Origin of the sequence: Nocardioides pinisoli, assembly GCF_024199985.1 — a bacterium.
Classification (GTDB): domain Bacteria; phylum Actinomycetota; class Actinomycetes; order Propionibacteriales; family Nocardioidaceae; genus Nocardioides; species Nocardioides pinisoli.
The window spans coordinates 41,188-67,986 of sequence record NZ_JANARS010000012.1 but is presented as its reverse complement, the minus strand read 5'-3'; the positions used below and the strand labels follow the sequence as shown (position 1 = coordinate 67,986).

The window sequence follows — 26,799 nt, the reverse complement described above, 5'->3', positions numbered from 1 at the left end:
CTGACGTCCATCCGCCGGTCCCTCGGGGGGCCACCCGGATGACCAGAGTCGGAGTGTCCGTCCGACCCGAGATCTCCGGAGACTCCCCCCATGCCGCTTCGTCCGACCACGAGCCCGAGCCCGACCCGCACGCTGCTGCCGATGGTGGGCCAGACCCACGGCAGCCGCAGCGCCGTGACCTGCCACCTGCGGTGCGGTGACGCCTGCTCAGCCCCGGTGCCCAACACCACCGAGACGTCCTACTTCCGCGACGTCGCCAGCTCGGTCCTGAGCCGCCGCTCCGTCGTCGGCACCGGCCTCTCCGTCGCCGCACTGACCGCGGTCCCGATGGGCCGCGCCGCCGCCGCACCGGCTCCCGGCCCGAAGCCGGGCAAGGGTGGCCACGGCAGGCCCGGCACCCTCCCCTTCAGCCCCATCGCGCCGGCCGCCACCACGGTGGACGACGTCACCGTGCCGGTCGGCTACCGCTGGGACCCGATCCTGCGGTGGGGAGACCCGATCCTCGCCGGCGCCCCGGCCTTCGACCCCGACGCCCAGACGCCCGAGGCGCAGGCCGGCCAGTTCGGCTACAACAACGACTACCTCGACATCATCGAGACCAACCGCGCCGGCACCGAGGCGCTGCTCGTGTGCAACCACGAGTACACCAACGAGGGCATCATGTTCCCGCCCGGCACGGACCCGGCGACCGTGATCCGCACCGCCTGGGCCGCGCACGGCATGTCGGTCGTCCAGCTCCGGCGCCGCAAGCGCGGCGACGTGTGGTCGTACGTCCCCGGGGCGCCGCTCAACCGTCGCATCACCCTCGACACCCCGTTCGCCGTGGACGGTCCGGCCGCCGGGTCCGCGCTGCTCCAGACCGCGGCCGACCCGACGGGACGCACCGTCCGCGGCACCATGAACAACTGCGCCGGCGGCACCACGCCGTGGGGCACCGTGCTGTCGGGCGAGGAGAACTTCAACCAGTACTTCCGCGCCACCGGCACCGACCCGAAGGAGAGGCGCTACGGGCTCTCCGCCACCCAGGACTCGCGCAACTGGCGCTCGCTCGACCCGCGGTGGGACGCCACCACCGCCGACTACCGCAACGAGCCCAACCGCTTCGGCTGGGTCGTCGAGGTCGACCCGAGCGACCCGACCTCCACGCCGGTCAAGCACACCGCGATGGGCCGCTTCAAGCACGAGGGCGCCAACGTCATCGTCAACCGCGACGGCCACGTCGTGGCCTACATGGGCGACGACGAGCGCTTCGACTACGTCTACCGGTTCGTCTCGCGCGACACCATGCGCCCCGGCAACAGCCCGAAGGCGCGACGCCACAACCTCACCCTGCTCAGCGAGGGCGACCTGTCCGTGGCCCGCTTCACCGGTGACGGCCTCGGCGACGGCGTGAGCGACGGCACGGGCGAGTGGATCCCGCTGACCCGCGGCGGGCAGTCCATGGTCCCGGGCTTCACGCTCGAGGAGGTGCTGGTCTACACGCGCCTGGCCGCCGACGCCGTCCAGCCGACCAAGATGGACCGCCCCGAGGACGTGGAGCCCAACCTCCACAACGGCCGCATCTACGTCGCCTGCACCAACAACACCGACCGCGGCAAGGTGGGCAAGGAGGGGCCGACCGAGCCCAACCCGCGCCCAGCCAACAAGGACGGCCACGTCGTCGAGATGATCCCGACGGGCGGCGACCACACGGTCGACACCTTTGACTGGAACCTGTTCCTGGTCTGCGGCGACGAGGCCTCCGCGGGGCGCTACTTCGGCGGCTGGACCGGTCCGGTCTCGCCCATCTCGTGCCCCGACAACGTCGCCTTCGACAGCCTGGGCAACCTGTGGGTCTCGACCGACGGCCAGCCCAGCGCGATCAAGGTCAACGACGGCCTCTTCAAGGTGCCGGTCGAGGGGCCCGAGCGCGGTCACGTCCAGCAGTTCCTCGCCGTGCCGTCGGGCGCCGAGACCTGCGGGCCGGTCATCCGCGACCGCGACGACTCGGTCTTCGTCGCCGTCCAGCACCCGGGCGAGGACGGCACGTGGGCCGCCCCGCAGTCCCGCTTCCCCGACTACGTGCCGGTCGGCGCCTCGGCCCCGGCCGGCCAGCTCGCCGGACCGCGCCCGACGGTCGTGCAGGTCACCCGCGCCTGAGAGCTCCTACGATCGACCCGTGCCGCGACCCCTCACCACCACTGCCGGGGTCGCGGCCGGGTCGACCGCCCTGCTGGCGCTCGCTGTCACGCAGGGCTGGCTGGGCCCGGACGTGGGGCGCGGCGGCGACTTCTGCGAGCGTGCCCGCGACGGGCTCGTCCTGCAGCCGGCCAACTCGCTGTCCAACCTCGGCTTCGTCGTCGCCGGCCTCCTGGTCGCGCACCACGCCCAGCGCCGGACGGCGCCGCCGCACGGCGACCACGTGATGTCGACGACGGTGGCGACCTTCTTCGCCTGCGTCGTCGTGCTGCTCGGCCCCGGCTCCGCGGCGATGCACGCCACCCAGAGCGCCTGGGGCGGCCACCTCGACCTGCTGAGCATGTATCTCGTCGCCGGCTTCGCCGCGGCCTGGGCCTGGGTCCGGTGGACCCGGCGCGGCACCGCCTCGTTCGTGACGGCGTACGTCGCCTGCGTCGCGGCGTGCGAGCTCGTCGGGCTCTGGCCCGAGCCGGTCCCCGTCGTCCACCACGCCGGCAACCTCGCCTTCGGGGTGCTGCTCGTCGTGGCCGTCGTGCTCGAGACCCTGCTGTGGCGGCGCGGCGAGACCGGCAGGGTGCTCCGCCACGGCGTCGTGGCGCTGGCGGCGATGCTGGTCGCCTTCACCGTCTGGCTGCTCAGCAACGCCGGGTGGTGCGACCCCGACTCACTCCTCCAGGGCCACGCGGCCTGGCACCTGCTCGGCGCCGTCGCGGCCTACTGGCTCTACCGCCTCTACGCCTCCGAGCACACGCGCGTGCCTCAGGCGTTGCCGTCGACGTAGCGGCCGTCGGGGGTGACCGGGTTGTCCTCGTTGATCGCCTCGACGGCCTCGGTGAGCTCGGCCTGGGCCAGTGGCGGGCGACGGTCGAGGTGGATGCCGGCGATCATGCAGCGCACGGAGCCACCGGCGAGCTCGATCGTGGGGATGTCGACGGCGACGATCTCGCACGACTCCTCGATCGCCGCCACCTGCTCGGGGCGCAGCGACCGCTTCGCCCGCGCGGACATCGCCATCACGTAGCGGCGCCGGCCGTCGGCCGTACGACCGCACAGCTCGACCGCGTTGCCGGCGAACTCGCGGATCTGCTCCTCGGTGAGCTCGACGATCGTCCGGCCGGTGACGGCGAGCCGCTCGCGCACCTGCTCGCGTCGGTGCTCGTCGGGGATCATCCCCAGCGCGATCATCGCGACGTCGGTGCCGATGCAGGCGATGACGTTGGTGTGGTAGACCGGCACACCGTCGGAGTCGACGGCGTCGAAGGCCATCGGCTCGTAGGTGAAGTCGGTGCAGAAGCGCTCGAGCACCGCGGCGTCGGCGCGGTGGCTGCGGGCGGTGTAGGCGACGCGCGAGACGTGGTCGAGCACCATGGCACCGGTGCCCTCGAGGAAGACGCCGTCGGGCTCGAGGCCGGAGTAGTCGACGATCGTCTGCACGCGGTACTCCGACTTGAGCATCTCCAGCACGTCGGCGCGTCGCTCGTGGCGCCGGTTGGAGGCATACATCGGGTAGACGGCGACCGCGCCACCGGCGTGGGTGGAGACCCAGTTGTTGGGGAACACGCTGTCGGGGCGCGTGTGGTCGTCGTCGTCGAAGACGTGGACCCGTACGCCGACCGCGCGCAGCGCCTCGGCGAGCGCGTCCATCTCGGCCACCGCGTGGGCCGACGTCGACTCCTCCGTCTGCCCCGACGGGGCGTCGGCCTGGAAGGCGTTGTCGGCCGCGGTCGCCGGGTTGGGGACGAACCTGGTCGCGCGGACGAGGATCACTGCAGAGGGGGCCTGGGCACTCACGGGAGGAATGTAGGGCACCCCGGGGCGGTCGTCAGAACCCGCGCGAGCCCCCGCCGCCGCCGCGCCGCGACCCACCGCCGCCGCCGAAGCTGCGCGAACCACCTCCACCGCCGCTGCGGGAGCCGCCGCCGCGTGAGCCACCGCGCGCCCCCCCGCCGAACCCGCCCCCGCCGGAGCTGCGCCGGCTGGCGGCCGCGGCCCGTCGAGCGGCCTCGCGGCGCTGCTCGGCGTCGCGGCGGTCCTGGCGGGCGCGGGCGCCGGCCCGGTGGGCGGCGTCCTTGGCGTCCTCGGCACCGGACGTGATGGCGGCGAGCGACCCGGTCTCGGCCTCGGCCCGGGCGAGGAGGCCCTCGGCCTCCTCGAGCAGGTCGCGGGCGGCGCCGGAGACGTCCCCGTGCCCTACCTCCCCGCGGGCCGCGGCGATGGCGGAGGCGGCCTCCTCCAGGGCGCGCTGCGACGCCTCGTGGTCGGCGATGGCCTTGTCGACCTCGGCGCGGGCGCGCACGAGCCCGGCCTCGACCTCGGCGAGCTGCTCGTCGAGGCGGAGGTAGGGCGGGCGGGGCGTGGCCAGGTCGTCACCGACCGAGACGGCCCCGGCGCGCAGCGTCGCGACGTCCGGCACGTCGGCGAGGAACGTCATCGCCGCCGGGTGCGTGGTCACCTGCCCCTGCACGGCGTCGGCCTCGACGACGGCGCGCTGCACGCGCAGCGGCAGGTCGACCGACAGCGCCCGGAGCCGCTCGACCCGCTGGGCCGGCAGCGCCGCGTCCACCGCGATCGCCTCGGCGGACTGCTGGGCCGCGGTCAGCTCCTCGCGGGCGCGGGCGAACTGCTGGTCGGCCATCGAGGTGTGCGCCTCCACGGTGCGGAGCGCCCCGTCGAGGGCCTTGCGCGCAGCCGCCGCTCGGTCGACGGCGACGCGGACGCCCTCGACGCAGCTGGGGTCCTGGTCGCGCTCGAGCCCCTCGGTGGTGACGTAGGCGTCGGCGATCGCACGGTCCAGCCCGACGGCGCGCTCGCGGAGCGCGGCGGTGTCACGCTCCAGCGCGGCCCGGAAGGCGGCCAGGCCGGTCAGCCACGCCTCGTGGGCGGCGAGGTCGGTGTCAGCACGCTCGACCGCGGCGCCGGCGTCGCCGAAGCGCTGGGCGGCGACCAGCTCCTCGACCCGGCGGGCCGCCTCCTCGGCGGCCTGCGGGGCCGGGTCGTTGTCGGTGGTGCGGTAGCCCTCGTCCCGGCGGTCCGCGATCAGGCCGGACACGACCGTCGCCCGGTCGCGCAGGGCGGCGATGCGCGCGGGCAGCTCCTCGCGGAGCGCGTCGTAGCCGGAGAGCTGCTCCTCGACCGCCCCCATCGCGGCGCGCGCCTGGGTCAGGTCTCCGGTCGCCGACTCGACGTCGTGCGCCGCCCGCAGTGTCTCGTCGGTGTCCGCCTCCGCGATCGCTGCGTCGGTGTGCTGCTCGGAGAGCCGCAGGTAGGTCTCGGTCGCTGCGTCGCGCACCGCGACGGCCCGGGCGTGCTCCGCGCGGATCCGGTCGGCGACCGAGTCGCTGACGGGCGGCAGGGCGGAGACCCGTGCGTCGGTGAGCTCGTTGCTCTCGTCGAGCTCGAACCACGCCTGTGCCATCGCGCTCGTCGCTGCGCCGAGCGCGGCCCGCGCCGCCGCGCGCTCCCGGAGCCGTCGTCGTACGCGGGTGGCGCCCCAGCCCGCGCCGCCCAAGGCCGCCAGCCCGACCGGGACCCCGAGCGCCCAGCCCGGGACGTCCACGCCGTCGCTCGTGTCGCCGCTCCCGCCGTCGTCGGGATCGCGGGTGTAGCCGTCGGGCAGCCTGCCCGGGCGGACACCCGGGTCGTCGGCCGACCCGCCCGTGGCGTACGCGTCGGCGTAGCCGTCGAGGCCGGCCACCATGCCGTCGGTCCAGGCCCCGTTGCCGAAGGCCGGTCCCATCGCGTCGAGCTCGACGCCGTCGCGGGCCGCGTCGAAGCGGTCGAAGGCCCGGCCGTCGTAGTGGCTGCCGAGCTCGCGTCCGTCGACCGACACCGCGAGGACGAGGAGCGACCCGCGCCCGCCGCCCGTGAAGCCCCAGCCCCCGCACTGCCGGCGCGCGTCGACCAGTGCGTCGTAGAGGTCGCCGGACCCGGGTGTGTCGCGCCAGGCGATGACCTTCACCGTCACCCGCCCGTCGTCGAAGGCTGCGCGCGCGGCCCGGGCCACCGCCCGGTCGGCGAGGACGTCGGCCCCGTCGAAGACGACGGCCGGGTCGCACAGGTCGCCCGCGGCCTGGGCAGGTGCGGCCAGGCCCCAGGATGCTCCTGCGACGAGGATGCCCAAGACTGCTGCGTGCCGGGCCGCTGCGTGCCGTGCCCCGCGTCGTACGCGTCCGTCCACCGTCACTCCCCCGCGCTCCGTCTAGATGCCGGGTGGACCCTCCCCGACGGCTGCGGACATCAAACCAGCCACGTCGGCCGGGTCGTGGCGGATCGCCGGTTCGTAGCAGGTCAGCTCTGTCTGGACCCACCCCGGCACGTCGGCGTCGCGCCAGAGTCCGCACGCGACGAGGCCTCGCTCCTCGACGAACCTGACGACCCGCTCGTTGACCTCGTCGGCCGTGCCTCGTGAGCAGACGAGGAAGGTGCCGATGTGCGGCTCGTCGGGGAACGTCCGGAAGCCGCGCTCGCGCAGGGCCGCGGCGAGGTCGACCGCCCAGGCCCGGTAGGCGCCGAACCGGTCGAGGTGCTGCCGCAGGCCGATCAGGCCGCCCACCGCCGGGGCGGTCAGCGAGAAGAGCGTGCCGCCCATCCGCTGGCGCCACGAGCGCAGCTCGCCCGCGAGGTCCGCGGGGCAGGCCACGAGTGCGCCGCTGGGGCCGCCGAGCCCCTTGTAGAGCGACACGTAGATGGAGTCGACCAGCGCGCCGACGTCGGCGAGGCTGCGCTCCCAGTAGGACACCGACTCCCAGATGCGGGCGCCGTCGGCGTGCAGGCTCACACCGCGCTCACGGGCGGCCTCGGACAGGGCGACGAGCTCGCCCCACGACGGCAGCAGGCAGCCCGCGTCGCGCAGCGGCAGCTCGACCATCGCCGCGCCGAGCCGGCCGCCCACGGCGGCGAGGTCGTCCGCCGTGGCGGTGCGCCGCCCGGTGGTGAGCCACTCGAGCTCGAGCCCCAGCACGCGCCGCGGGCCGTCCTGCTCGTGGTGCACGAGGTGCGAGAGGTCGGGCAGCGCGACCCGCCGCGAGCCGGCACGGTCGCACCAGGCCCGCAGGGTCGCCTGCTGCGCCATCACGCCGCTCGGGAACATCACGGCGGTCGGCTTGCCGAGGAGCTCGGCGACCTCGGCCTCGAGCTGGGCGACCGCGCCGCGCTCGCCGTAGCGGTCCCACGCGAGGTCGGCGTCCTCGGCGAAGTCGGCGAGCTCGCGCAGCATCGCCGCGGGCGTCGACGGTGGGCGGTGGAAGATCCACTCGGCCGACGCCGACGCCGCCCGGAAGCGGTCGTGGAGGTCGTTCACGCCGACGTCACCCGCACGTCAGGGGACGTCAGGCGTGGCGCTTGAACCAGTAGGTCGTCTCCACGCCGGGGATGACCTGCACCAGCTCCCAGCCGTTGACGCCGAGGGTGGAGAGCAGGTCCTCCCACGACTCCGTGCCCTCCACGAGCGCCTCGGGGTCGGCGTTGTAGCCGCCGACCTCCACGTTGCCCTGGTCGTCGACGGTGATCTCGAGGTGCGCCCATGAAGCCATGCCGTGATCCTGCCACGCGGGTCCCCGCGCGGGTCAACGAGCCGGGCACCGAGCCGGGCGGCGGCCGAGCGGCCACTCCTCGATCACGTGGCACCGGTCGGTCTCCCACCAGGCGAGCTGCAGCCGGTCGAGCACCACGTCGACCGGCACGACGTCGGCGAGCAACGCCGCGGTCGAGGCGAGGTCGACGTGGTCGGAGGCCGCGTCCACGGTCAGGTGCGGCTGCACGTCGGCGCCGAACTCACCGCCGTACGGCGGCCACGCGGGGAAGGCGGCCACCAGCCGTGCGGTCAGCCCACGCAGCGCGTCGTCTGGGTCGGGCACGAGGTGGATGATCCCGCTGGGGAACTGGGCGAGGTCGGCCAGCCGCACCGTGATCGGTGGAGTCTCCGCAGCCAGCACGGCGACCGTCTCGAGGTCCGCGACCGACGGCGACGGAGCGAACGGCCCGAGCGCGGTGACGTGCGCGTGCCCGAAGCGCGGGTCTGCGGAGACGAAGCCGGCGTCGTAGTGGGCGGTACGCTCCCGCACCCATGCCTCCAGGGGCGGCACCGGGAGCTGGAGGACGGAGTGGCCGGTCACGCGGGCAAGACTGGCAGGCCGCCCCGCCCCGGTCGTCACTAGGCTGCTGCCGCCATGACCGAGTTCCGCACCGACCCGCCGCACGTCGCCCCGCCCTCGCCGGAGGTCGCCGCCCGCGCCCGCGAGCGCCTGACCGGCCTGGCCACGCCGCCGGGCGCGCTCGGACGCGTCGGCGAGCTCGGCGTCTGGCTCTCCGCTGCGCAGGGCGTGGTGCCGCCGCGTCCGCTCACCGACGTACGCCTCGTGGTGCTGGCCGGCGACCACGGCGTCGCCGCGCACGGGGTCTCGGCCTACCCCGCCGCGATCACGGAGGCGATGGTGCGCACCCTCGTCGCGGGCCGCGCCGGCGTCAGCGCCCTGGCGCGTGCGCACGGCGTGACCGTGACGGTGCTCGACGTCGCCGTCGACGCCGACCTCGACGACCTGCCGGCCGAGGTCACCTCGCGCAAGGTCCGGCGCGGCTCGGGCGCCATCCACCTCACCGACGCCCTGACCCGCGCCGAGGCCGAGCGCTCCCTCGCCCTCGGCGCCGAGCTGGCCGGCGAGCTGGTCGACGACGGCGCCCAGCTGCTGATGAGCGGCGACCTCGGCATCGGAAACACCACCGTCGCCGCCGCGCTCGTGGCCGCGACCCTGGGCCTGCCCGCCGACGAGGTCACCGGGCGCGGCACCGGCATCGACGACGACGGCTGGACCCGCAAGCGCGACGTCGTGGCGCAGGCGCTGGCCCGCACCGAGGGTCGCACGTCCGACCCGGTCGAGGTGCTCGCCACCCTCGGCAGCGCCGACCTCGCCGCCACCGTGGGGTTCCTGGTCGAGGCGTCCACCCGCGGCACACCGGTCCTGCTCGACGGCCTGATGTCGGTGGCGTGCGCGGTCGTGGCCGAGGCGCACGCGCCCGGTGCGGCCGCCTGGTGGCTCGCGGGTCACCGCTCGACCGAGCCCGCGCAGGCCCATGCCCTGAAGGCGCTCGGCCTCGAGCCGGTCCTCGACCTCGGCATGCGCCTGGGCGAGGGCTCGGGGGCCGTCGCGGCCCTGCCGGTCCTGCGCTCCGGGATCGCCGTGATGCGGGACGTGGCGCTGCTCGCGGAGATCCTGCCCGAGACCCCGCCCTCGTGATCGTCCGTGACGCGTGGCTGCTCGCCACCGGCACGCTGACCGCCGTCAGGGTGCCTCCGCCCGGCCGGGTCGACCGGTCGGTCGCCGGGGTCGCGATGCTGCTCGCGCCGCTTGCGGTCCTGCCGCTGGGGGTCGTGGCAGCCGCGGTGGTGCTGGTGGCGGGCTGGATCGGGCTGCCGCCCCTCGCGACGGCGTACGTCGTGCTGCTGGCGCTCGCGCTCGGCACCCGGGCCTTCCACTGGGACGGCCTCGCCGACACCGCCGACGGCCTGACCGCGTCCTACTCCCCCGCGCGCTCGCTCGAGGTGATGCGCACCGGCCCCGTGGGACCGGCCGGTGTCGTCGCGGTGGTGCTGGTCGCCGGCCTGCAGGCCGCCGGACTGGCCGCGGTCGTGCGGCACGACCACGGCTGGTGGGTGGTCGGGCTGCTGGTGTGCGCCTCACGCGTCGCGCTCGCCCTCGCCTGCGTCCGCGGCGTGCCTGCCGCCCGTGCCGACGGCCTCGGAGTGACGCACGTCGGGTCGGTGCCGGTCGTCGCCGCCGTCGCGTCGTTGCTGCTGTGCGGGGTGGTCGTCGGCCTCGCCGGCCACGGGCTCGGCTCGGTCGGAGCGCTGCTCGCGGGACTGGTGGTGACGGTCGGCGTCGTGCTCGCGCTGCTGCTGCGGTGCGTACGACGCCTCGGCGGGGTCACCGGCGACGTGCTGGGCGCGGTGGTGGAGGTCTCCTTCGCCGTGCTGGTGCTGGCGGCCGCCACCGCCTGAGCAGGCCCGCGCCCTCCGGTCAGTCGCCGGTGCCCGGCTCGGCCATCCGGCGGTGCACGGCCGCCTTGAGCTTGTCGGGCATCGCCTTGCCGGCCGCCTCCTGGACCTTGGTCTTCAGGCCGCCGCCGACGACGCGGTCCTTGCCGGCCATCAGCGCCTCGAAGCCCTGCCTGGCCACCTGCGCGGGGTCGTCCTTCTCCGACGTGCCCACCTTGGTGTCCTCGGCCATGTCGGCGCGCTCGAAGAAGTCGGTCTCCGTCGGTCCGGGCATGAGCGAGGTCAGCGTGACGCCGGTGTCCTTCAGCTCGTTCTGCAGCGCCTCGGTGAAGGACTGGAGGAAGGACTTCGAGGCGTTGTAGACCGCCTGGAAGGAGCCCGGCATCGTCGAGGCGATCGACGACGTCACCAGCACCCGGCCCTCGTCGCGGGCCACCATGTCGCGCAGCACGAGCTTGGCCAGGCGCACCGTCGAGGTGATGTTGAGGTCGATGATCGAGAGCTCGTCGGCGAGGTCGGTGTCGACGAACGCACCGCCCTGGCCGTGGCCGGCGTTGAGCGCGATCGCGGCCAGCGGGCGGCCGTCGGCGCGGATCCTGGCGTAGAGGTCGGCCACGCCCTGCTCGTCGCGGAGGTCGACCTGGACGTGGTCCACCTGGCCGCCGCTCTGCGCGCGCAGCACCGCGGCCGCGACGGCGATCTCGGCATCCTCGGCAGCAACGATGAGGTCGAAGTGGTGGTCGACGAACTGCCGGGCCAGCTCGAGGCCGATGCCGCTCGAGGCGCCCGTCACGACCGCGAGCGGGCGGTCACCACCGGGGGTGGCGGTCGGTGTCGCGTCGGAGGTGGACGTCGTGTCAGCAGTCATGCAGGCCCGTACCCACGCCTTCGCGTCCGATCCGTCACCGACTCTGACAGGATGCGCGCCATGCGGATCCTGGTCACCGGCGGAGTCCGGTCGGGCAAGTCCACCCACGCCGAGGACCTGATCGGCGGCGCCCCCGCCACCTACGTCGCCACCGGCACGCCGCCCGACCGCGAGCAGGACCCCGACTGGGCGGCCCGGATCGACGCCCACCGCGACCGCCGGCCCGCCTCCTGGGGGACGGTCGAGACCCAGGACCTGGCCGGCGTGCTGGCCGAGGCCGACGCCCCGCTGCTCGTCGACTGCCTCGGCACCTGGCTCACCGCGGTCATCGACGCGGAGGGGGCGTGGGAGCGCGACTCCGACGCCGTCCACGACCTCGTCCTCGCCCGCACCGACGAGGTCGTCGCCGCCCTGACCCGCTGCGAGCAGGACGTCGTGCTCGTGACCAACGAGGTCGGCCTCGGCATCGTGCCCGAGCACCGCTCCGGCCGGCTCTTCCGCGACCTGCTGGGCGTCGTCAACCAGCGCGTCGCCGCCGCCTGCGACGAGGTGCACCTCGTCGTCGCCGGCCGGGTGCTGCGGCTCTGACGGGCGGCGGAGCACACGTGGTCGGCACGCCCGGGACGGCACTCGTCGTGCTGCGCGGCAACAGCGGCTCCGGGAAGACCACCGTCGCCCGCGCCCTCCAGCAACGGCTCGGCAGGGACCGCCTGGCGGTGATCTCGCAGGACGTCGTGCGCCGCGAGGTCCTGTGGGCCCACGACACACCCGGCAACCCCGCGATCGACCTGATGGACCTGATGGCCAGGTTCGCCCTGGACCGGGGCCTCTCCGTCGTCGTGGAGGGCATCCTGCACCCGGACCGCTACGGCGACATGCTGCGACGGCTGGCCCGGGACCACCTCGGCCGGACGGTCGCCTACTTCTGGGACCTGCCCTTCGAGGAGACGCTGCGCCGCCACCGGACCAAGACCAAGGCAGCGGAGTTCGGGGCCGCCGAGATGCGTGACTGGTGGTACGGCCGGGCGCTGGTCGACGGCCTGCAGGAGACCTGCATCGGCGCCGACGCGTCGACGGCGGACGTCCTCGGCGTGGTCAGCGCCGACTGCGGGTGGGACACCGCTCGGGAGGCGCGGTGACCGACCACGACGAGGCCGTCCGCCTCTACGGGCCCTGGCGCGCCCGGACGCCCCGCGACGCCGTCGCGCTGCTCGAGGGCTACGACCGCCCGTGGTGGATCGCCGGCGGCTGGGCCATCGAGGCGTTCACCGGCGTCCCCCGCCCGCACGACGACCTCGACCCGAGCATCCTGCGGTCCGACGTCGCCGACCTGCGCCGGCACCTCGAGGGCCGGCTGGACGTCTGGCAGGCCGACAGCGGCACCCTGACGGCGGTGGTCGACGACGCGGTCCCCCTGCCGGAGACGTGCGAGAACCTCTGGCTCCGCCCGAGCGGCGCCGAGCCGTGGGAGTACGACGTCATCCTGACGCACGCCACCCCGACCACCTGGACCTACAAGCGCGACGCCCGGATCACCCGCCCGCTCGCGGAGATCCTCTGGAGCCACGACGGCATCACCTACCTCCGACCCGAGGTGCAGCTGCTGCACAAGGCCCGCGTCGTACGGCCCAAGGACCAGGTCGACTTCGACGTGTGCGCACCCCTCCTGGACCCGGGCGCGCGTGCCTGGCTCCGCTCGTCCCTCGAGCTCGCCCACCCCGGGCACCGGTGGCTCGACGCGCTGTAGAGCCGGCCGTCCTTCAGCCGGCGGTCCTGCGGCTGCCGATGGCGCGCACCCGCATCGGGACGTAGAGCACGGCGGTCAGCACGACGGCGAGCGCGGAGACCAGCGGAGCAGTCATGGCCAGCAGCGATCCCCCGACCACCAGGACCGCGAGCGTGGCGACCACGTCGGCGACCCTGCTGCGGGCGGAGGGCTGGTTGCTCACACCTCACTGTGAGCCGAAGCCCGGAGGTGTTGCCTCCCACGAGCCCCGCAGATCAGGCGCAGTTTCCCTGCACGTGCCGTGACGACGCTGCTGACACCAGGACAGGCAGCGGCGCACAATCGGGACGTGGTCATGGTGGAAGCCTTCATCCTGATCGGCGTCGTGGGGTTGGTGACCTTCTGGGCGGCGTCGCACCTCCTGCGCTCCACGGGCCAGGGTCCTCGGGTGGCGCCCGCCGGCACCTGGCGCGTGGGGCACTACGACGTCGAGGGAGAGACCCGCGTCGTGCTGCAGAAGGTGAGAGAGGGAGACACCCGGGTCCTCGACGAGCACGTGATCGCGTCGGTCCGCTCGGACGACCCCGACTACGACGACAAGTTCCTCGCGGCGATGGACACGGCGCGGCAGCGTCAGGCCCTCTTCGAGGCCGAGGACGGTGGCTGACCGGGAGCGCCGTGGCTCGCGTGCCCCGGCATGCGACGACTGCTCACGCGGTTGGGGAACCAGACGCATCGTGATCGCGCCGATCGGCCTGCAGATCGTTCCCCAGCCGTCATCAGCGGGACTCGCGTCGCTCCTGCAGGCGTGCCCGGGCCTCGGGCAGGTAGTCGAGGCACGGGGCTCCGGCGTCGGGGTGCCTGGACGCGAGGTGGAGGATCCACCGATCCAGCGCGGGCAGGTAGCCGTTGTCCTCCCCCGGCCGGCGGGTGCTCCAGGCGCGGGTGCCGGTCCCGGGCCGCGGGACCTCGCACTGCGTGCAGGAGATCTTGTAGGCGTAGGAGTCGTCGGCGCTCACGTCGATGCGGACCACGGCCAGCTCTCCTGCGTCGGCGCTGGCCTTCCTCTGTCGGGCGGAACGGGTGGCGGGCACAGCGACCTCTGTTCGTGCTCGGGAACGGCTGCCCAGCCTAGGCACCGACGGGGGCGCCCACCTCGACGGGACCGATGACGGTCACTCGTGACGAGGCTGGACGAAGGGCACGAGCGCCTCGATCGAGTCCGTCGGCGTCTTCAGGGCGATGCCGGTCCCGATGGCGCGGAGCTTCCAGCTCGACCCGTCGCGGAACAGCTTCGCCATGACGAGCCCCGTCTCCCGCACCCCGAGGGTGAGGGTGAAGCGCGCCAGCTCGGTGCCGTCGTCGTCGACGAGGCGGCAGTAGGCGTTGCGGATGTACTCCAGGGAGTGCCCCTGGTAGCTGCTGACCAGGAACAGGATCGAGTCGACCTTGGGGTAGACCCGGCCCAGGTCCACGGTGATCACCTCGTCGTCACCCTGGCCCTTCCCGGTGGTGTTGTCGCCCAGGTGGACGACCGATCCGTCCCGGGTCCCGAGGTGGTTGAAGAAGGCGATGTCGAAGAACTGGGTGCCGGCGAACTGCACGGCCGAGGCGTCGAGGTCGATGGGCGCTGCGCCGCTGCCGATGAAGCCGGCCGTCGGGGCGTGGTCCCAGCCCACGGCCATCTGCACGTTGGTCAGGGGCTTCCCGTCCGCGGTGGTGAGGGTGAGCTCCTGGCCCTCGGTCAGCTCGATCACGGGTCGCTCCCTCCGTCAGGCGATGGTTCAGAACGTACATGGAGCGTCCCTTCGGATCCGATGAGTCGTGCTGCGGCAGACGACGACGCCGATCCCCGGATGGGCCGACAGCGGCGGTAGGACTCACCTGCTGTCCCAGGCCCCCGGGGCAGTTCACGACGCTTTCCGGAAACGGCGATCGGCTGCGCGAAGGCGGCCCCGGCCCTAGGGTGCCGGGATGGCGCACCCGAGCCGGTTGCCGGCCGACGACCTGGAAGGGTTGTTGCGCCAGTGGAGCGATGTCTGTCTGGCGCACGTCGGGGCCCTGGAGCGTCCCGTGCCGGCGGCGGCGCGCACCGGCAGCCTTCTCCGCCCGCCGGCAACCGAGTCGGCCGTGGCCGCTGCTGAACGCAGGTTGGGGGTGGGATTTCCGCCGTCGTACCGGCAGTTCCTGCTGCTCTCCGACGGGACACACGGCGACACGATGGGCGCACTGACGACGAGCTCGTATCGGTCCGGCGACGTCGGCGAGGCGTGGGGTTTCGTTCCTGCGGGCGAGGTGCGACCGTACGTCGAGGTCGATCCCCACGCGGTCGAGATCTGGGTGGAGATGCAGGACGAGATCGACGCAGCGGATGACGGCGGTGCTGAGCCGGGGCCTGTGTTCGAGGGTAGCGAGGTGCGTGATCACCGGCCGATGCAGGAGGCGCTTGCCATCGCGCGCAGCTTCGATGCCAACTGCTCGCTGCTCGTCCCGGTCGGCGACCCGGGTCCGGGCGAGGAGTGGGAGGTCTGGGAGCACCACAAGGAGGGCACCATCCGCTGGTCCTCGTTTCGTGCGTACCTGCAGGACACCGTCGAGGAGCACCTCGGCGTCGATGTGGACGAGGCGGAGGCGTTGCTGCTCGTGGCTGGGGCGGAGTCCGGGGAGCTGCCGGCGGTCCAGCGGTTGGCGCGGGTACGGTCACCGGAAGCCAAGGATCTTCTGGTCGATGCGGCACGTCGGGGCGTCGCGACACACGCTGTGACGTCTGCTCTGGCGCGCATCGGTGACCCAGAGGTCGTGACGGCCCTCAGGGGGCTGCAGCTCGAGGCGTGGCAGCAGGACTTCGTCCACGCGGCGCTGGCGCGGATCGGGACGCCTGAGGCCCTTGACCACCTCGCCGCTGCCGGGGCCTGCTGGTACCTCGCCCGGGCCGGCGATCCGCGCGCGCCCACGATCGCCGCCGCTCGACTGCGCCACGGTGACGTCTCGACGGTGCTGGCAGCAGCGCGCCTGCTCTCGCAGCTACCGGACCCGGCGTGGGTTCCCGACCTGGTCGCTGCCTATGAGCGGATGCCGTTCGACGAAACGCGCCACGCGATTCTGCATGCCCTCGACGCGTGCGGGGCCGCGGAGGAGGTCAGGCAGCGCGCGCCCGACCTGCTCGACGGGGCCTACGGATACTTGGCGCGGGCCCTGCTCGAACGACTCTCGCCTCCCCGAGGATCCGCCACGGGCGCCGGGTCCTGATCCGGACTATCCGTCGCCCCGGCCGGTCGAATGACCCGAGCTGGGAGTTGCCGCGCCGTGGCGGCGCATCGGCCCTCACCCCACCAGCACGAACGACCCGAGGGCGACCAGCCACGACGCGAAGGACCCCAGGAGGAAGTACTCCGTCATCTCGTGGACGGTCTGCTGCTCGTGGCGCGAGGACAGCTCGGGGAAGCGGAGCAGGCCCTTGGCCGCGACGACGACGCTCGCAGCGGTGACCTGGCCGCCGAGCGCGAGGGCGAGGATGAAGACCCGCTCCAGCGGGCCGAGGAGGCGGCCACCCTTGAGCTGGGTGGGCGGCATCGCGCCGTCGGCGCGCGGGTTGATGGTGCCGGTCGCCTTGAGCACGAGGCGGACGAGCACGTTGCCCGTCGAGAGCTGGATGGCGAAGGCGCCGAGCAGCATCAGGAACCGGTCGGCCGACACGTCGCCCAGGTCGGCCACGGTCAGCGAGTCCAGCCACCGCGCGAGCGGCCCGCCGGCCTCCGGCGCGAGGCCCGAGCACGCGATCGCGCCGACGAGCGAGGCGACGAAGACCGCGAGGGGCAGGCGGGCGGCCTTGGGGCCGGGGTGGCCGAACCCCCACGTGACGGTCAGCCCCCACACGAGCACGACGGCGACGATCACGAGCAGCGCGGCGACGTCGCGTCCTGACGTGAGCCCGGCCAGCAGCCCGACGCAGAGCGCCACCAGCGCCCCGACGCACTCCGGCAGGTAGCGCGTGCGGCGCACCGAGTGGGTCAGGTCGGTCACGGCGTACCCGATCAGCAGGATCCCGAGCCAGCTCATCGAACGCCCTCCTCCCCGTGACCGCCCACCGGCGTGAGCAGGTCGTGGGCGGCGACGATCGCCGCCAGCCCGTCGGCGCGCACCCGCTGCGAGACCGCGGATGCGGTGATCCCCAGCGCGTCGGCGACGTCGCGCTGGGTCACGTGGGACAGCAGACCACGCAGCACCGACACCGAGCGCGCCGACAGGCCGGACACCCGCTCGTCGCGCAGCACGAGCGCGGCGTTGACCAGGCCGGGGTCCGGCGCGCCGACCGCGCCGTCCGCGACGACGTACGCCGTGCGCAGCCACCGCTGGGCCGGGCTGTCGCCCGCGCGGGCCGCCGCCTCGATGCCGGCCCGGGCGGCCCACCAGCCCGGACCGTCCTCGACGCCCGTCTCCTCGTCGAGCACCGTCGTCGGCCCCCAGCCGATGCCGTGGCGGATGTCGTGGGCCGGCAGCAGCCGCACCCGGACCAGGAGGGTCGCCTGCACGGCCTCGGCGACCGTGGCGAAGGAGCCCTGGTACTCGTCGCCGGCCGTGATCCACAGCGGCCGGAGCGGGTGGAGCAGGTCGTTGACCTCGGCCAGCGCCGCGTCCAGGTGCTGGTGCAGCACGGCGCGGTCCTGCGATGATCGGGAGCCCACCAGGTCCCCGATCAGCGTGGCGACAGCGGCGTCAGTCATCCCTCGATGATGAAGGTCATTGCTTCATTTGTCTATCGATGAAGCAATGGCCTTCATTCCCAGAAGACGCGCTCCACGACCGCGTGCGCCCGCCGGGTGGTCCGGAGGTAGTCGTTGACCATCTGGTCCGACGCTCCCTGGGGATAGCCCAGCACCTGCGCGACCGCGGCCCGCTCGCGGGCGTCGCGCGGCAGCTGGTCCGCGGGGCGACCGCGCACGAGGGTCACGGCGTTGCGCACGCGGCTGACCAGCCGCCACGCCTCGGCCAGGGTCGCGGCGTCGTCCTCGGAGATCAGCCCGGCGTCCGCCGCCGCCTGCAGCGCCGGGAGGGTCTGCGGCGTGCGCAGCCCCTCCACCGTGCCGGCGTGCCGCATCTGCAGCAGCTGCACGGTCCACTCGACGTCGGCCAGCCCGCCCCGGCCGAGCTTGAGGTGGGTGTGGCGGTCGGCACCGCGCGGCAGGCGCTCGTCGTCGACGCGGGCCTTGATCCGCCGCACCTCCACGACCGCCGACTCCGGGATCCCGTCGGCCGGGAAGCGCAGCGGGTCGATGAGCTCGGTGAAGCGGGCGCGCAGGGCCTCGTCGCCGGCGACCGCGTCGGCGCGCAGCAGGGCCTGGAACTCCCACACGCTCGACCACTTCGCGTAGTAGGCGGCGTAGGAGTCGACGGTGCGGACCATCGGCCCGTTCTTCCCCTCCGGCCGCAGGTCGGCGTCGACCTCGAGCGGCGGGTCGCTGGCCGGCAGGGAGAGCAGGCGCCGCACCTCCGTCACCACCGCGGTCGCGTACGACGACGCGGCCTGGGCCTCGACGCCCTCGGCCGGCTCGTGCACGAACATCACGTCGGCGTCGCTGCCGTAGGACAGCTCGAACCCGCCGTAGCGGCCCATCGCGATGATCGCGATCCTGCTCGCGGGCTCGTCCAGCCCGCGCTGGCGACGCACCGACCCCATGGCGACGTCGAGCGTCGCCTGCAGCGTCGCGTCGGTGAGCCGGCTCAGGCCCTGCCCGACCAGCGCCACGTCGGTGCCGGCCACGAGGTCGCCGCACGCGATCCGCAGCAGCTCGCGGCGGCGTACGGCACGCACGGCCGCGACGGCGGCCTCCGGCGTCTCGGCCCGCTCGACCAGCGACTGCATCTCCGCCAGCGCGGCCTCGGCGCTCAGCGGGACGAGCGACTCCCCCAGCATCTTCACGCCCTGCGGCTCGCGCTCGAGCAGGTCCGTGGCGTAGCGCGAGGTGCCGAGGACGACGGCCAGGCGCTGGGCCACCTCCCCCTCGTCGCGCAGCATCGTGAGGTACCACGGGCTGCGTCCCAGGCTCTCGCTGATCCGGCGGAAGCCGAACAGCCCGGCGTCGGGGTCGGGCGAGTCGGCGAACCACTCGAGCAGCACCGGCAGCAGGGTGCGCTGGATGTCGGAGGTGCGCGAGACCCCGCTCGTGAGCGCCTCGAGGTGGCGCAGCGCGGCCCGCGGGTCGGCGTAGCCCAGTGCGGACAGCCGCGCCTCCGCGGCCTCGAGCGACAGCCGGGCCTCGGCCCCGGGCAGCTTGGCCACCGCGCCGAGCAGCGGACGGTAGAAGAGCTTCTCGTGCAGCCGGCGCACCTCGCGCCGGTGGTGACGCCACTGCCGGTCGAGCTGGGCGGCCGGCTCGGAGAAGAGGCCGATGGAGCGACCCAGCCGGCGCAGGGACGCCTCGTCCTCGGGCAGGACGTGCGTGCGCCGCAGCTGGTGCAGCTGGATGCGGTGCTCGAGGGTGCGCAGGAAGGTGTAGGCCTCGTGCAGCTTCTCGCCGTCCTCCCGGCCGACGTAGCCGCCCTCGGTGAGGCGGGTGAGCGCGCTCAGGGTCGCGCCCTCGCGCAGCGACGGGTCGGACCGGCCGTGCACGAGCTGGAGGAGCTGCACGGCGAACTCGACGTCGCGCAGGCCGCCCGAGCCCAGCTTGATCTGGCGCTCGGCCTCGTGCGCCGGGATGTGCTCGACGACCCGGCGACGCATCGCCTGGACGTCGCCGACGAAGCCGTCGCGGCCGGCGGCGCTCCACACCATCGGGGCGACCATCTCGCAGTAGCGACGCCCCAGGTCCGCGTCGCCGGCGACCGCGCGCGCCTTGAGCAGTGCCTGGAACTCCCAGGTCTTGGCCCACTTCTCGTAGTAGCCCTGGTGGCTGGCGAGGGTGCGCACGAGAGGTCCCTGGCTGCCCTCGGGCCGCAGGTTGGCGTCCACCGGCCAGATCGTGCCCTCGCGGGTGTGGTCGGAGCAGATCCGCATCAGGTGCGACGCCAGCTGGGTGGCCGCCCTCAGGGCGACGCCGTCGTCGGCGTCCTCGGCGGCCTCGTGGACGAAGACCACGTCGACGTCGGAGATGTAGTTGAGCTCGTGGCCGCCGCACTTGCCCATCGCGATGATCGCCAGGCGCACCGCGTGGGCCGGCTCGCCGACGCGGACCCGCGCGACGGCGAGCGCGGCGTCGAGGGTCGCTGCGGCGAGGTCGGAGATCTCGGCGGCCGCGTCGTCCAGCCCGACGTGGTGGGCCAGGTCGCGCGACGCCAGCCGCAGCAGGTGGCGGCGGTACTCCACGCGCAGCGCGTCGACGGCCTCCTGGTCCGGCAGCCCGGCCACCGGCTCGGCTGCGTGCGGGTCGGCGCCGACCGCCGTCAGCATCGCCTCGCGCAGGGCGTAGGCCGGGGTGCGGGTGCTGCCGAGCGTCGGGTCGGTCAGCTCGCGCCACTGGTCGGGGTGGCGCACGAGGTGGTGGGTCAGCGCGGCGCTGGCGCCGAGCACGCTGCAGAGCCGCATCGCCGTGCCCTCGTCGTCGGCCAGCTCGGCGAGCATCTTCGGCCCGGCTCCCTCCGACTGCTCGTCGAGGGCGTCGACCAGCCGCAGCAGCCCGTCGAGCGCCGCGTCGGGGTCGGCCGCCGCGGCGAGCTCGTCGGTCAGCGGCGGTCCCGCCTCGCCTAGGCGCTCGATGCCGCGCGCCGCCGTCGCGCCGTCGACGAAGCCCTTGCGGACGTAGGTCCCCGTCGAGCTCATCGCAGCGCCTCCTTCGCCCCGGTGTCGGTGGCGGCGACGGCGGCGAAGCGCTGCGCGATCGGCCGCCAGTGGGCCACCAGCGCCGGACGGGCCGCCTCGATGGCGGCCAGCACCTCGTCCTGGTCCAGCCCCAGCGCGACGTGGTCCTCGCGGTCCGACTCCGCCCAGCGGCGTACGACCTCGGTGTCGGCCTCGGGGTGGGCCTGGATCCCCCACGCCCGGGGACCGAAGCGCGCCGCCTGGACCTCTCCCCCACGGCTGCGCGCCAGGACGACCGCGCCCTCGGGCATCGCGACCACGACGTCGTTGTTCCAGTGGATGGCGACCTCGGTGCCGGTGCGCCCGCGCGACCACGCGTCGTCTGCGGCGGCGTCCGTCCACCCGACCGGCTGCAGGCCGACGGTCTGGCCGCGCGGGTTGCGCTCCACCGTCCCGCCGAGCGCCGCCGCCATGACCTGGTGGCCGAGGCAGATGCCCAGCAGCGGCGTGCCGGCGGCGACCGCGTCGCGGATGCCGGCCTTCAGCAGCGTCAGCCACGGCACGGTGTCGTCGTCGTTGGCGCTCATCTCGCCGCCGAGCACCACCGCGGCGTCGTACGACGTCAGCGCGGGCAGGTCGTCACCGGCGTAGGGGCGGCACACCTCGAGCGTGCAGCCGGCCTCCTCGAGCCAGTCGCCCACCAGCCGGGGCGGGCAGGACTCCTGGTGCTCGACGACCAGCACGCGCAGCGACGCCATGTGCGGGCCGCCGCTCAGAGGACCGGGAGCATCCGGTCGCGCTCGTAGGCGGAGACCTGGGTGCGGTACTCCTCCCACTCGGCGCGCTTGTTGCGCAGGAAGAAGTCGAAGACGTGCTCGCCGAGCGTCTCGGCCAAGAGCTCGGAGTCCTCGGCGATGCCGATCGCCTCCCACAGGCTGCGCGGCAGCGGTGCGATGCCCAGGGCCTTGCGCTCGCGCTCGGTGAGCGACCAGACGTCGTCCTCGGCCTCGCGCGGCAGCTCGTAGCCCTCCTCGATGCCCTTCATGCCGGCTGCGAGCACGACGGCGAAGGCGAGGTAGGGGTTGCAGGCGGGGTCGATCGTGCGCAGCTCGACGCGGGTCGACTGGCCCTTGTTGGGCTTGTACATCGGCACGCGCACCATCGCGGAGCGGTTGTTGTGGCCCCAGCACACGCCCGACGGGGCCTCGCCGCCGGCGAGGAGCCGCTTGTAGGAGTTGACCCACTGGTTGGTGACGACGCTGATCTCGCTGGCGTGGCGCAGGATGCCGGCGATGAACTGCCGCCCCGTCCTGGAGAGCTGGTACTCGGCGCCGGCCTCGAAGAAGGCGTTGCGGTCGCCCTCGAAGAGCGACACGTGGGTGTGCATGCCCGAGCCGGGGTGGGTCGTGTAGGGCTTCGGCATGAAGGAGGCCCAGATGCCGTGGTTCAGCGCGACCTCGCGGACGATGGTCCGGAAGGACATGATGTTGTCGGCGGTCGTCAACGCGTCGGCGTAGCGCAGGTCGATCTCCTGCTGGCCCGGGCCGCCCTCGTGGTGGCTGAACTCCACCGAGATGCCCATCGCCTCGAGCATGGTGATGGCTTCGCGCCGGAAGTCGGCGCCGCGCGACTGGGCGGTGTGGTCGAAGAAGCCGCTGCGGTCGACCGGCTGGGGCTCGTCACCCTTCCCGGGCACGTCCTTGAACAGGTAGAACTCGATCTCGGGGTGCGTGTAGAAGGTGAACCCCTTGTCGGCGGCGGCGCTCAGCGTGCGCTTGAGCACGTGGCGGGGATCGGCGTAGGACGGGCTGCCGTCGGGCATCCGGATGTCGCAGAACATCCGGGCGGTCGCGGGCCACTCGTCGTCCCCGGTGCGCCACGGCAGGATCTGGAACGTCGACGCGTCGGGGTGGGCGAGCATGTCGGCCTCGTAGACGCGGGCGAAGCCCTCGATGGCCGAGCCGTCGAAGCCGATGCCCTCCTCGAAGGCGTTCTCGAGCTCGGCCGGGGCCACGCTCACGCTCTTGAGGAAGCCCAGCACGTCGGTGAACCACAGCCGCACGAACCGGACGTCACGCTCCTCGAGCGCTCGCAGCACGAAGTCCTCTTGCTTGCCCATGGCACCACCCTAGGGGGCGCCGTGCCGTGCACGACGCCCCCGCCGCAGGGTGGGCAGCGCGCGTCCCCACCTCGTCAGCGGCAGATGTTGACGTCCTGCGACCCCAGCACGCCCTCCACGACCCGGCGCATCGGCGGCAGCCAGCTCTGGGTCGTCGGCACGAAGGCGATGCTGCCGTCGACCTCCTTGCGCACGCCCCGCACGCGCACCTTCTCGACGACGAGCGGCACCGTGACCTCACTGCTGCGCACGCCCTCCCAGCAGGCCGACGCCTTCCGCTTGGTCACGGCCTCCTCCAGGGTGACGGTGTCGCCGACGCCCTCGCCGGCGTAGCGCCACGCGACGGTCGTGACGTAGCCGGTGTGGCCCTCCCACGGTGCGACGACGGTGGTCGACATGCCCCACGTGCGCCGGGTCGGGACGCGGAAGACGACCTTCCCGTCGCGCACCTCCTTGGCCTGCGACTCCCAGACGTGGACGACGTCGGCGTCGAGCGTGCTGCGTGCGTTGACGAGCTGCACCTCGCAGCCCTCGCAGTCGTCGACGGTGAAGGTCAGCGTGGTGCGCGCGGCTGCAGGGCGCTCCGTGGTCGGGCGCTCGGTGGCGCCGGCGGTGGGCGCGAGCACCGTCGCGAGCAGGGCGGCGGCAGCGGCGCTGCCCAGGACGGTGCTGCGGATGGTCCGGTTGGTCATGGTCTCTCCCCGTTGGTGGTGTGTCCCTGACAGGACGCAGGCCCACCGCAAAGGGTTGCACCGGACGGCCGGCGACCTCAGTCGTCGCCCAGCGTGTTGCGCTCGAGCTCGGCGAGCGTCGGTCTCCCGCGGTTGCAGAAGACCTCGAGGTCGACGGAGTTGCGTCCGTCGCTGAAGACCGCGTCGACGTCGTCGTCCGGCCCCTCCTCCCAGCTCACGATGCGCCACCCCGCGGCCTCGTCGGGTCGTACGCCGACGCCGTAGGCCCACGTGTCGCGGCACTCGACGAGGAAGGCTCCCCACTCGCCGGAGATCTCGTCGGACACGGCCGGGCCCTCGGGCTCGGGCACCGACGAGGACGGCACCGAGACGTCGCGGGCGACCTCGTCGCCGACCGGCCCGCGGTCGCGGATCGTGGCGCCGACCGTCGACACCGCGAAGACGCCGACCAGCACGGCGACCACCGTGGTGGCGGCCCACAGGCCGACGAGCAGCATCCGACGTCTCACGGGCCCATCGTGCCCGCTGGCACGTCAGCGCGAGGTGAGGCGGTGGTTAAGGGACCGATAAGGCGCGCGGTGCGTGCCGCGCCGGACGGTACGGTCGCGGCGTGGCCGAGGTGCTGATCATCGAGGACGACGACCGGATCCGGCCGTTGCTGGTGCGCGGCCTGCGCGAGTGCGGCCACACCGTGACCTCCGCGCCCACTGGGATGGGTGGCCTGCAGCTGGCCGTGGACTCCTCGCCGGACCTGGTCGTGCTCGACCTGGGCCTGCCCGACGTCGACGGCACGCAGGTGCTCTCGATGCTCCGCGCGGTCAGCCAGGTGCCGGTGATCATCGCCAGCGCCCGCGCCGACGACCCGTCCCTGGTGGGCGCGCTCGACGCCGGCGCCGACGACTACGTCGTCAAGCCCTTCACCAGCGCCCAGCTCGACGCCCGCATCCGCGCCGTCCTGCGCCGGGTGGAGGCGGGCCGGCAGCGGCCGTCGACCATCACCGTCGGGGGCCTCGCCGTCGACCTGGCCGGCCGGCGCGTCCGCCTCGACGGCGCCGAGGTCGACCTCACGCCGCGCGAGTTCGACCTGCTCGCCCACCTCGCCGAGCGCCCGGGCGAGGTGGTCACCAAGCGTGACCTCCTCGTCGAGGTGTGGCGCCAGCCCTGGGGCGGCTCGGACAAGACCGTCGACGTGCACCTGTCGTGGCTGCGGCGCAAGCTCGGCGAGACCGCCGCCGCACCGCGCTACCTGACCACGGTGCGCGGCGTCGGCGTACGACTGGCAGCGCCCGAGCAGGACGGCTGAGGTGCGCCGCAGCCTCCTGGTGACCGCGGCCGCGGCCATCTCGATGGTGCTGCTCGCGATGCTCGTGCCGATGGCGATCCTGGTGCGCAGCTATGCGCTGGAGGACCGGCTCGCGCGTGCGGCCCTCGAGGTGCAGGCCGTCGAGACGGTGGTGTCGGGGCAGGACGCCGGTGCCGTCGGGCAGTACGTCGACCGGCTCAACGACGCCGGGAGCCACACCCGGGTGACCGTCCTCTACCCCGACGGCCTCGAGATCGGTCCGGACCGCGGGCAGGACGAGCTCGTCCTCGACGCGCGCAACACCGGGCGCGCGCGGGTCGACGACGTCGCCGGCGGGTCGCAGATCCTGGTCCCCGTGTCCCGCGGCGGCAACTCCGCCCTCCCCTCGCAGACCCCGGTCATCCGGGTGGTCGTCGACGAGCCGGGGGTGACGTCGGTCGTCGGGGTGGCCTGGGGCCTGCTGGCCCTGCTGGGGCTGGCCCTGCTCGCCGGCTCCCTCGTCGTCGTCGACCGCCTGGGCCGGTCGTTCGTGCTGCCCATCCGGCGGCTCGCCGAGCACACCCAGGCACTGGGCCGGCCGGGCGCGGTCACCCCCGTGGCGACGGTCGAGGGACCGCCGGAGGTGCAGGAGCTCGCCGGCGCGGTCGACCGCCTCGTCGGTCGCATCCAGCTGCTCCTCGCCCGCGAGCGCGAGAACGTCGCCGACCTCTCCCACCGCCTCCGCACGCCGGTCACGGCGCTGCGGCTGCGCGTCGAGGCCGTCGACGACCCCGTCCTGCGCGACCGGCTCGGCGGTGACCTCGACGCGCTGCAGGCCACCGTCGACGAGATCGTCCGCGAGGCCCGCCGCTCCGAGCGCGAGGGCCTCGACCCGCGGACGGACGCGGTGCCGGTCATCGCCGAGCGCGTCCGCCACTGGGAGCCCCTGGCCGAGGACCAGGGCCGCGCCTACGACCTCCGCCTCGCCACGTCCGGTCCGCTGCTGCGCGCCAGCCGCGCCGACCTGGAGGCGATGGTCGACGTGCTGCTCGACAACGTCTTCTCCCACACGCCCGAAGACGCCGCCGTCCGGGTCACCCTCGACGCGGAAGCCGACGTGGTGGAGCTCGTCGTGGAGGACGCCGGGCCGGGGCTGCCGCCCGGCCTGGAGGTGACGGGACGCGGGGAGAGCGGCTCGGGGTCCACCGGTCTCGGGCTCTTCATCGCCGCGCGCACCGCCGAGGACTCCGGCGGGACCATCACGACGGGGGCCTCGGACATGGGTGGAGCCCGGGTCGCCGTCACGTTGCGGACGGACTGACCCGGGCTCCGGCCCGGTCGGCCTCTCCGGCCACGACGGGCTCAGCGCAGGGTGACCTTCACCGAGCACGACGACCCGCCGGCCGGCGTCACCGTGAGCGTGAAGGTGTCCTTGCCGGCGGTGTCGCGGCGGAAGGTGTCGAGGTCGAGCTCGCCCTCGGCGTCGGCCCGCAGGACCCGCGAGGTCGCGAGCGTGCCGTCGTGGCGGACGGCGACGCGCCACTCGCTGCCGGGCCGGGCCCGGTCGACGTCGGCGTCGACCTCGAAGCCGCCGCGCTCGCGGTCGACGCTGAGCTCGTACGTCGCCCCGGCACAGGTGCCGCGTCGCTCGACGTCGGCGCTGGCCGGACCGGCGACGAGGACCGTGGTGCCGGCCGCGGCGGTGGCGACGAGGGTGGTGGCGATGAGCGTCTTCTTCATGGGTGTCTCCTCGAGTCGGTCTGGGTGGATCGGGGTCGGGTGGGTCAGGAGCCGAGCGTGGCGGTGCAGGGCTCGCCGTCGGCGGGCGTGAAGGTGACGGCGTACGTCGCGTCACCGGGGTTGCCGTCGCTGAAGGCGTCGACGTCGATCTCGCCGTCCTCGTCGGTGGTGCGGGTGCCGTCGAGCAGGGCCGTGTCGTCGCGCAGCACCTCGACCTGCCACTCCTCACCGGGGCCGGCCGACTGCAGCTCGGCACCCACCTCGGTGCCGCCGTCCTCGGCCTCGGCGCTGAGCTCCCACGTCGCGCCGCCGCACGTGCCGCGCTCGCTGGTCTGGGCCTCGACGGCGTTGCCGACGGCCCACCACGAGCCGAGCCCGACCACGACCGCCGCGGCTGCGACGCCTCCGATGACTGCCTTCTTCTTCTGCACGGTTCCTCCTCGTCGTCCGACGCCGGGTGCGGCGTCGT

The 26,799-nt window shown here is 74.0% G+C and carries 29 protein-coding genes; 11 read left to right on the top strand and 18 right to left on the bottom strand.

Annotated elements, in window-relative coordinates; all coding sequences use genetic code 11:
- Positions 1-90: 90 nt before the first annotated feature.
- Entirely contained in the window at positions 91-2,139 is a 2,049-nt protein-coding gene (locus NCI01_RS20560) for a PhoX family protein (protein ID WP_254183355.1), read from the top strand.
- Positions 2,140-2,158: 19 nt separating this feature from the next.
- Positions 2,159-2,959: a ceramidase domain-containing protein gene (locus NCI01_RS20555; protein ID WP_254183354.1), complete on the top strand. Its 801-nt coding sequence runs from the start codon at positions 2,159-2,161 to the stop codon at positions 2,957-2,959.
- Here the strand turns inward: NCI01_RS20555 and ctlX are convergent.
- The 5 genes from ctlX to NCI01_RS20530 form a co-directional block, all read right to left on the bottom strand.
- Positions 2,938-3,969 carry a citrulline utilization hydrolase CtlX gene (ctlX, locus tag NCI01_RS20550; protein WP_254183353.1) on the bottom strand — a complete coding sequence of 344 codons (1,032 nt, stop codon included), beginning with the start codon at positions 3,967-3,969 and terminating at the stop codon, positions 2,938-2,940. The two genes, NCI01_RS20555 and ctlX, sit on opposite strands and share 22 nt — an antisense overlap.
- Before the next feature lie 31 nt (positions 3,970-4,000).
- Positions 4,001-6,298 carry a hypothetical protein gene (locus NCI01_RS20545; RefSeq protein ID WP_254183352.1) on the bottom strand — a complete coding sequence of 766 codons (2,298 nt, stop codon included), beginning with the start codon at positions 6,296-6,298 and terminating at the stop codon, positions 4,001-4,003.
- Between the two features lie 78 nt (positions 6,299-6,376).
- On the bottom strand, positions 6,377-7,477 hold the full coding sequence (locus NCI01_RS20540) for a threonine aldolase family protein (RefSeq protein ID WP_254183351.1): 1,101 nt from the start codon (positions 7,475-7,477) through the stop codon (positions 6,377-6,379).
- A gap of 28 nt (positions 7,478-7,505) precedes the next feature.
- Positions 7,506-7,709 carry a hypothetical protein gene (locus tag NCI01_RS20535; protein ID WP_191196112.1) on the bottom strand — a complete coding sequence of 68 codons (204 nt, stop codon included), beginning with the start codon at positions 7,707-7,709 and terminating at the stop codon, positions 7,506-7,508.
- 33 nt (positions 7,710-7,742) lie between these two features.
- Entirely contained in the window at positions 7,743-8,291 is a 549-nt protein-coding gene (locus NCI01_RS20530; protein ID WP_254183350.1) for a 2'-5' RNA ligase family protein, read from the bottom strand.
- A 54-nt stretch (positions 8,292-8,345) separates the two neighbouring features.
- On the opposite strand from NCI01_RS20530, the gene cobT reads away from it, so the two are divergent.
- Entirely contained in the window at positions 8,346-9,410 is a 1,065-nt protein-coding gene (gene cobT / locus NCI01_RS20525; protein ID WP_254183349.1) for a nicotinate-nucleotide--dimethylbenzimidazole phosphoribosyltransferase, read from the top strand.
- Positions 9,407-10,171, top strand: a complete 765-nt coding sequence (locus tag NCI01_RS20520) for an adenosylcobinamide-GDP ribazoletransferase (RefSeq protein ID WP_254183348.1) — start codon at positions 9,407-9,409, stop codon at positions 10,169-10,171. Before cobT ends, NCI01_RS20520 begins: the two co-directional genes overlap by 4 nt.
- 19 nt (positions 10,172-10,190) lie before the next feature.
- Here NCI01_RS20520 and NCI01_RS20515 read toward each other — a convergent pair whose 3' ends face one another.
- Positions 10,191-11,036, bottom strand: coding sequence for an SDR family NAD(P)-dependent oxidoreductase (locus tag NCI01_RS20515; protein ID WP_254183347.1), 846 nt, complete (start codon positions 11,034-11,036; stop codon positions 10,191-10,193).
- A 60-nt stretch (positions 11,037-11,096) separates the two neighbouring features.
- On the opposite strand from NCI01_RS20515, the gene cobU reads away from it, so the two are divergent.
- From cobU to NCI01_RS20500, 3 genes are read left to right on the top strand one after another with little or no spacing between them, the layout of a single operon-like run.
- Positions 11,097-11,624 carry a bifunctional adenosylcobinamide kinase/adenosylcobinamide-phosphate guanylyltransferase gene (gene cobU / locus NCI01_RS20510; protein ID WP_254183346.1) on the top strand — a complete coding sequence of 176 codons (528 nt, stop codon included), beginning with the start codon at positions 11,097-11,099 and terminating at the stop codon, positions 11,622-11,624.
- 17 nt (positions 11,625-11,641) lie between these two features.
- Positions 11,642-12,175, top strand: a complete 534-nt coding sequence (locus NCI01_RS20505; protein ID WP_254183345.1) for an AAA family ATPase — start codon at positions 11,642-11,644, stop codon at positions 12,173-12,175.
- Positions 12,172-12,783, top strand: a complete 612-nt coding sequence (locus tag NCI01_RS20500; RefSeq protein ID WP_254183344.1) for a nucleotidyltransferase domain-containing protein — start codon at positions 12,172-12,174, stop codon at positions 12,781-12,783. Before NCI01_RS20505 ends, NCI01_RS20500 begins: the two co-directional genes overlap by 4 nt.
- Positions 12,784-12,796: 13 nt before the next feature.
- On the opposite strand, the gene NCI01_RS20495 is transcribed toward NCI01_RS20500, so the two are convergent.
- Positions 12,797-12,985, bottom strand: a complete 189-nt coding sequence (locus tag NCI01_RS20495) for a hypothetical protein (protein WP_254183343.1) — start codon at positions 12,983-12,985, stop codon at positions 12,797-12,799.
- Between the two features lie 126 nt (positions 12,986-13,111).
- Between NCI01_RS20495 and NCI01_RS20490 the strand changes: the two genes are divergently transcribed.
- Positions 13,112-13,429, top strand: a complete 318-nt coding sequence (locus NCI01_RS20490; protein WP_254183342.1) for a hypothetical protein — start codon at positions 13,112-13,114, stop codon at positions 13,427-13,429.
- 112 nt (positions 13,430-13,541) lie between these two features.
- On the opposite strand, the gene NCI01_RS20485 is transcribed toward NCI01_RS20490, so the two are convergent.
- Positions 13,542-13,796, bottom strand: coding sequence for a hypothetical protein (locus NCI01_RS20485; protein ID WP_254183341.1), 255 nt, complete (start codon positions 13,794-13,796; stop codon positions 13,542-13,544).
- A 141-nt stretch (positions 13,797-13,937) separates the two neighbouring features.
- On the bottom strand, positions 13,938-14,519 hold the full coding sequence (locus NCI01_RS20480) for a TerD family protein (RefSeq protein ID WP_254183340.1): 582 nt from the start codon (positions 14,517-14,519) through the stop codon (positions 13,938-13,940).
- A gap of 217 nt (positions 14,520-14,736) precedes the next feature.
- On the opposite strand from NCI01_RS20480, the gene NCI01_RS20475 reads away from it, so the two are divergent.
- Positions 14,737-16,011 carry an SMI1/KNR4 family protein gene (locus NCI01_RS20475; protein WP_254183339.1) on the top strand — a complete coding sequence of 425 codons (1,275 nt, stop codon included), beginning with the start codon at positions 14,737-14,739 and terminating at the stop codon, positions 16,009-16,011.
- A 75-nt stretch (positions 16,012-16,086) separates the two neighbouring features.
- On the opposite strand, the gene NCI01_RS20470 is transcribed toward NCI01_RS20475, so the two are convergent.
- The 7 genes from NCI01_RS20470 to NCI01_RS20440 all read right to left on the bottom strand — a co-directional run bounded on the left by NCI01_RS20470 (position 16,087) and on the right by NCI01_RS20440 (position 23,817).
- Complete coding sequence (locus NCI01_RS20470; RefSeq protein WP_254183338.1) at positions 16,087-16,821, bottom strand: hypothetical protein; 735 nt, start codon at positions 16,819-16,821, stop codon at positions 16,087-16,089.
- Complete coding sequence (locus NCI01_RS20465) at positions 16,818-17,486, bottom strand: SatD family protein (protein ID WP_254183337.1); 669 nt, start codon at positions 17,484-17,486, stop codon at positions 16,818-16,820. Before NCI01_RS20465 ends, NCI01_RS20470 begins: the two co-directional genes overlap by 4 nt.
- Before the next feature lie 53 nt (positions 17,487-17,539).
- Positions 17,540-20,518 (bottom strand): bifunctional [glutamine synthetase] adenylyltransferase/[glutamine synthetase]-adenylyl-L-tyrosine phosphorylase, encoded by a 2,979-nt coding sequence (locus NCI01_RS20460; protein WP_254183336.1) that lies wholly within the window; start codon positions 20,516-20,518, stop codon positions 17,540-17,542.
- The gene (locus tag NCI01_RS20455; RefSeq protein ID WP_254183335.1) at positions 20,515-21,255 is read right to left on the bottom strand and encodes a type 1 glutamine amidotransferase; all 741 of its coding nucleotides are present in this window, start codon (positions 21,253-21,255) and stop codon (positions 20,515-20,517) included. The genes NCI01_RS20460 and NCI01_RS20455 overlap by 4 nt, the downstream gene beginning before the upstream one ends.
- Positions 21,256-21,269: 14 nt before the next feature.
- Complete coding sequence (gene glnA, locus NCI01_RS20450; RefSeq protein WP_254183334.1) at positions 21,270-22,616, bottom strand: type I glutamate--ammonia ligase; 1,347 nt, start codon at positions 22,614-22,616, stop codon at positions 21,270-21,272.
- Between the two features lie 74 nt (positions 22,617-22,690).
- Positions 22,691-23,308: a hypothetical protein gene (locus NCI01_RS20445; RefSeq protein WP_254183333.1), complete on the bottom strand. Its 618-nt coding sequence runs from the start codon at positions 23,306-23,308 to the stop codon at positions 22,691-22,693.
- 77 nt (positions 23,309-23,385) lie between these two features.
- Entirely contained in the window at positions 23,386-23,817 is a 432-nt protein-coding gene (locus NCI01_RS20440; protein WP_254183332.1) for a hypothetical protein, read from the bottom strand.
- A gap of 101 nt (positions 23,818-23,918) precedes the next feature.
- Here NCI01_RS20440 and NCI01_RS20435 point away from each other — a divergent pair, with 101 nt between their 5' ends.
- Positions 23,919-24,611, top strand: a complete 693-nt coding sequence (locus NCI01_RS20435) for a response regulator transcription factor (protein WP_254183331.1) — start codon at positions 23,919-23,921, stop codon at positions 24,609-24,611.
- A gap of 1 nt (position 24,612) precedes the next feature.
- A complete protein-coding gene (locus NCI01_RS20430; RefSeq protein ID WP_254183330.1) occupies positions 24,613-25,911 on the top strand; it encodes a sensor histidine kinase in 1,299 nt (432 codons plus the stop codon).
- 41 nt (positions 25,912-25,952) lie between these two features.
- On the opposite strand, the gene NCI01_RS20425 is transcribed toward NCI01_RS20430, so the two are convergent.
- Positions 25,953-26,330 (bottom strand): hypothetical protein, encoded by a 378-nt coding sequence (locus NCI01_RS20425; RefSeq protein ID WP_254183329.1) that lies wholly within the window; start codon positions 26,328-26,330, stop codon positions 25,953-25,955.
- A gap of 44 nt (positions 26,331-26,374) precedes the next feature.
- Complete coding sequence (locus NCI01_RS20420) at positions 26,375-26,761, bottom strand: hypothetical protein (RefSeq protein ID WP_254183328.1); 387 nt, start codon at positions 26,759-26,761, stop codon at positions 26,375-26,377.
- Positions 26,762-26,799: the final 38 nt, after the last annotated feature.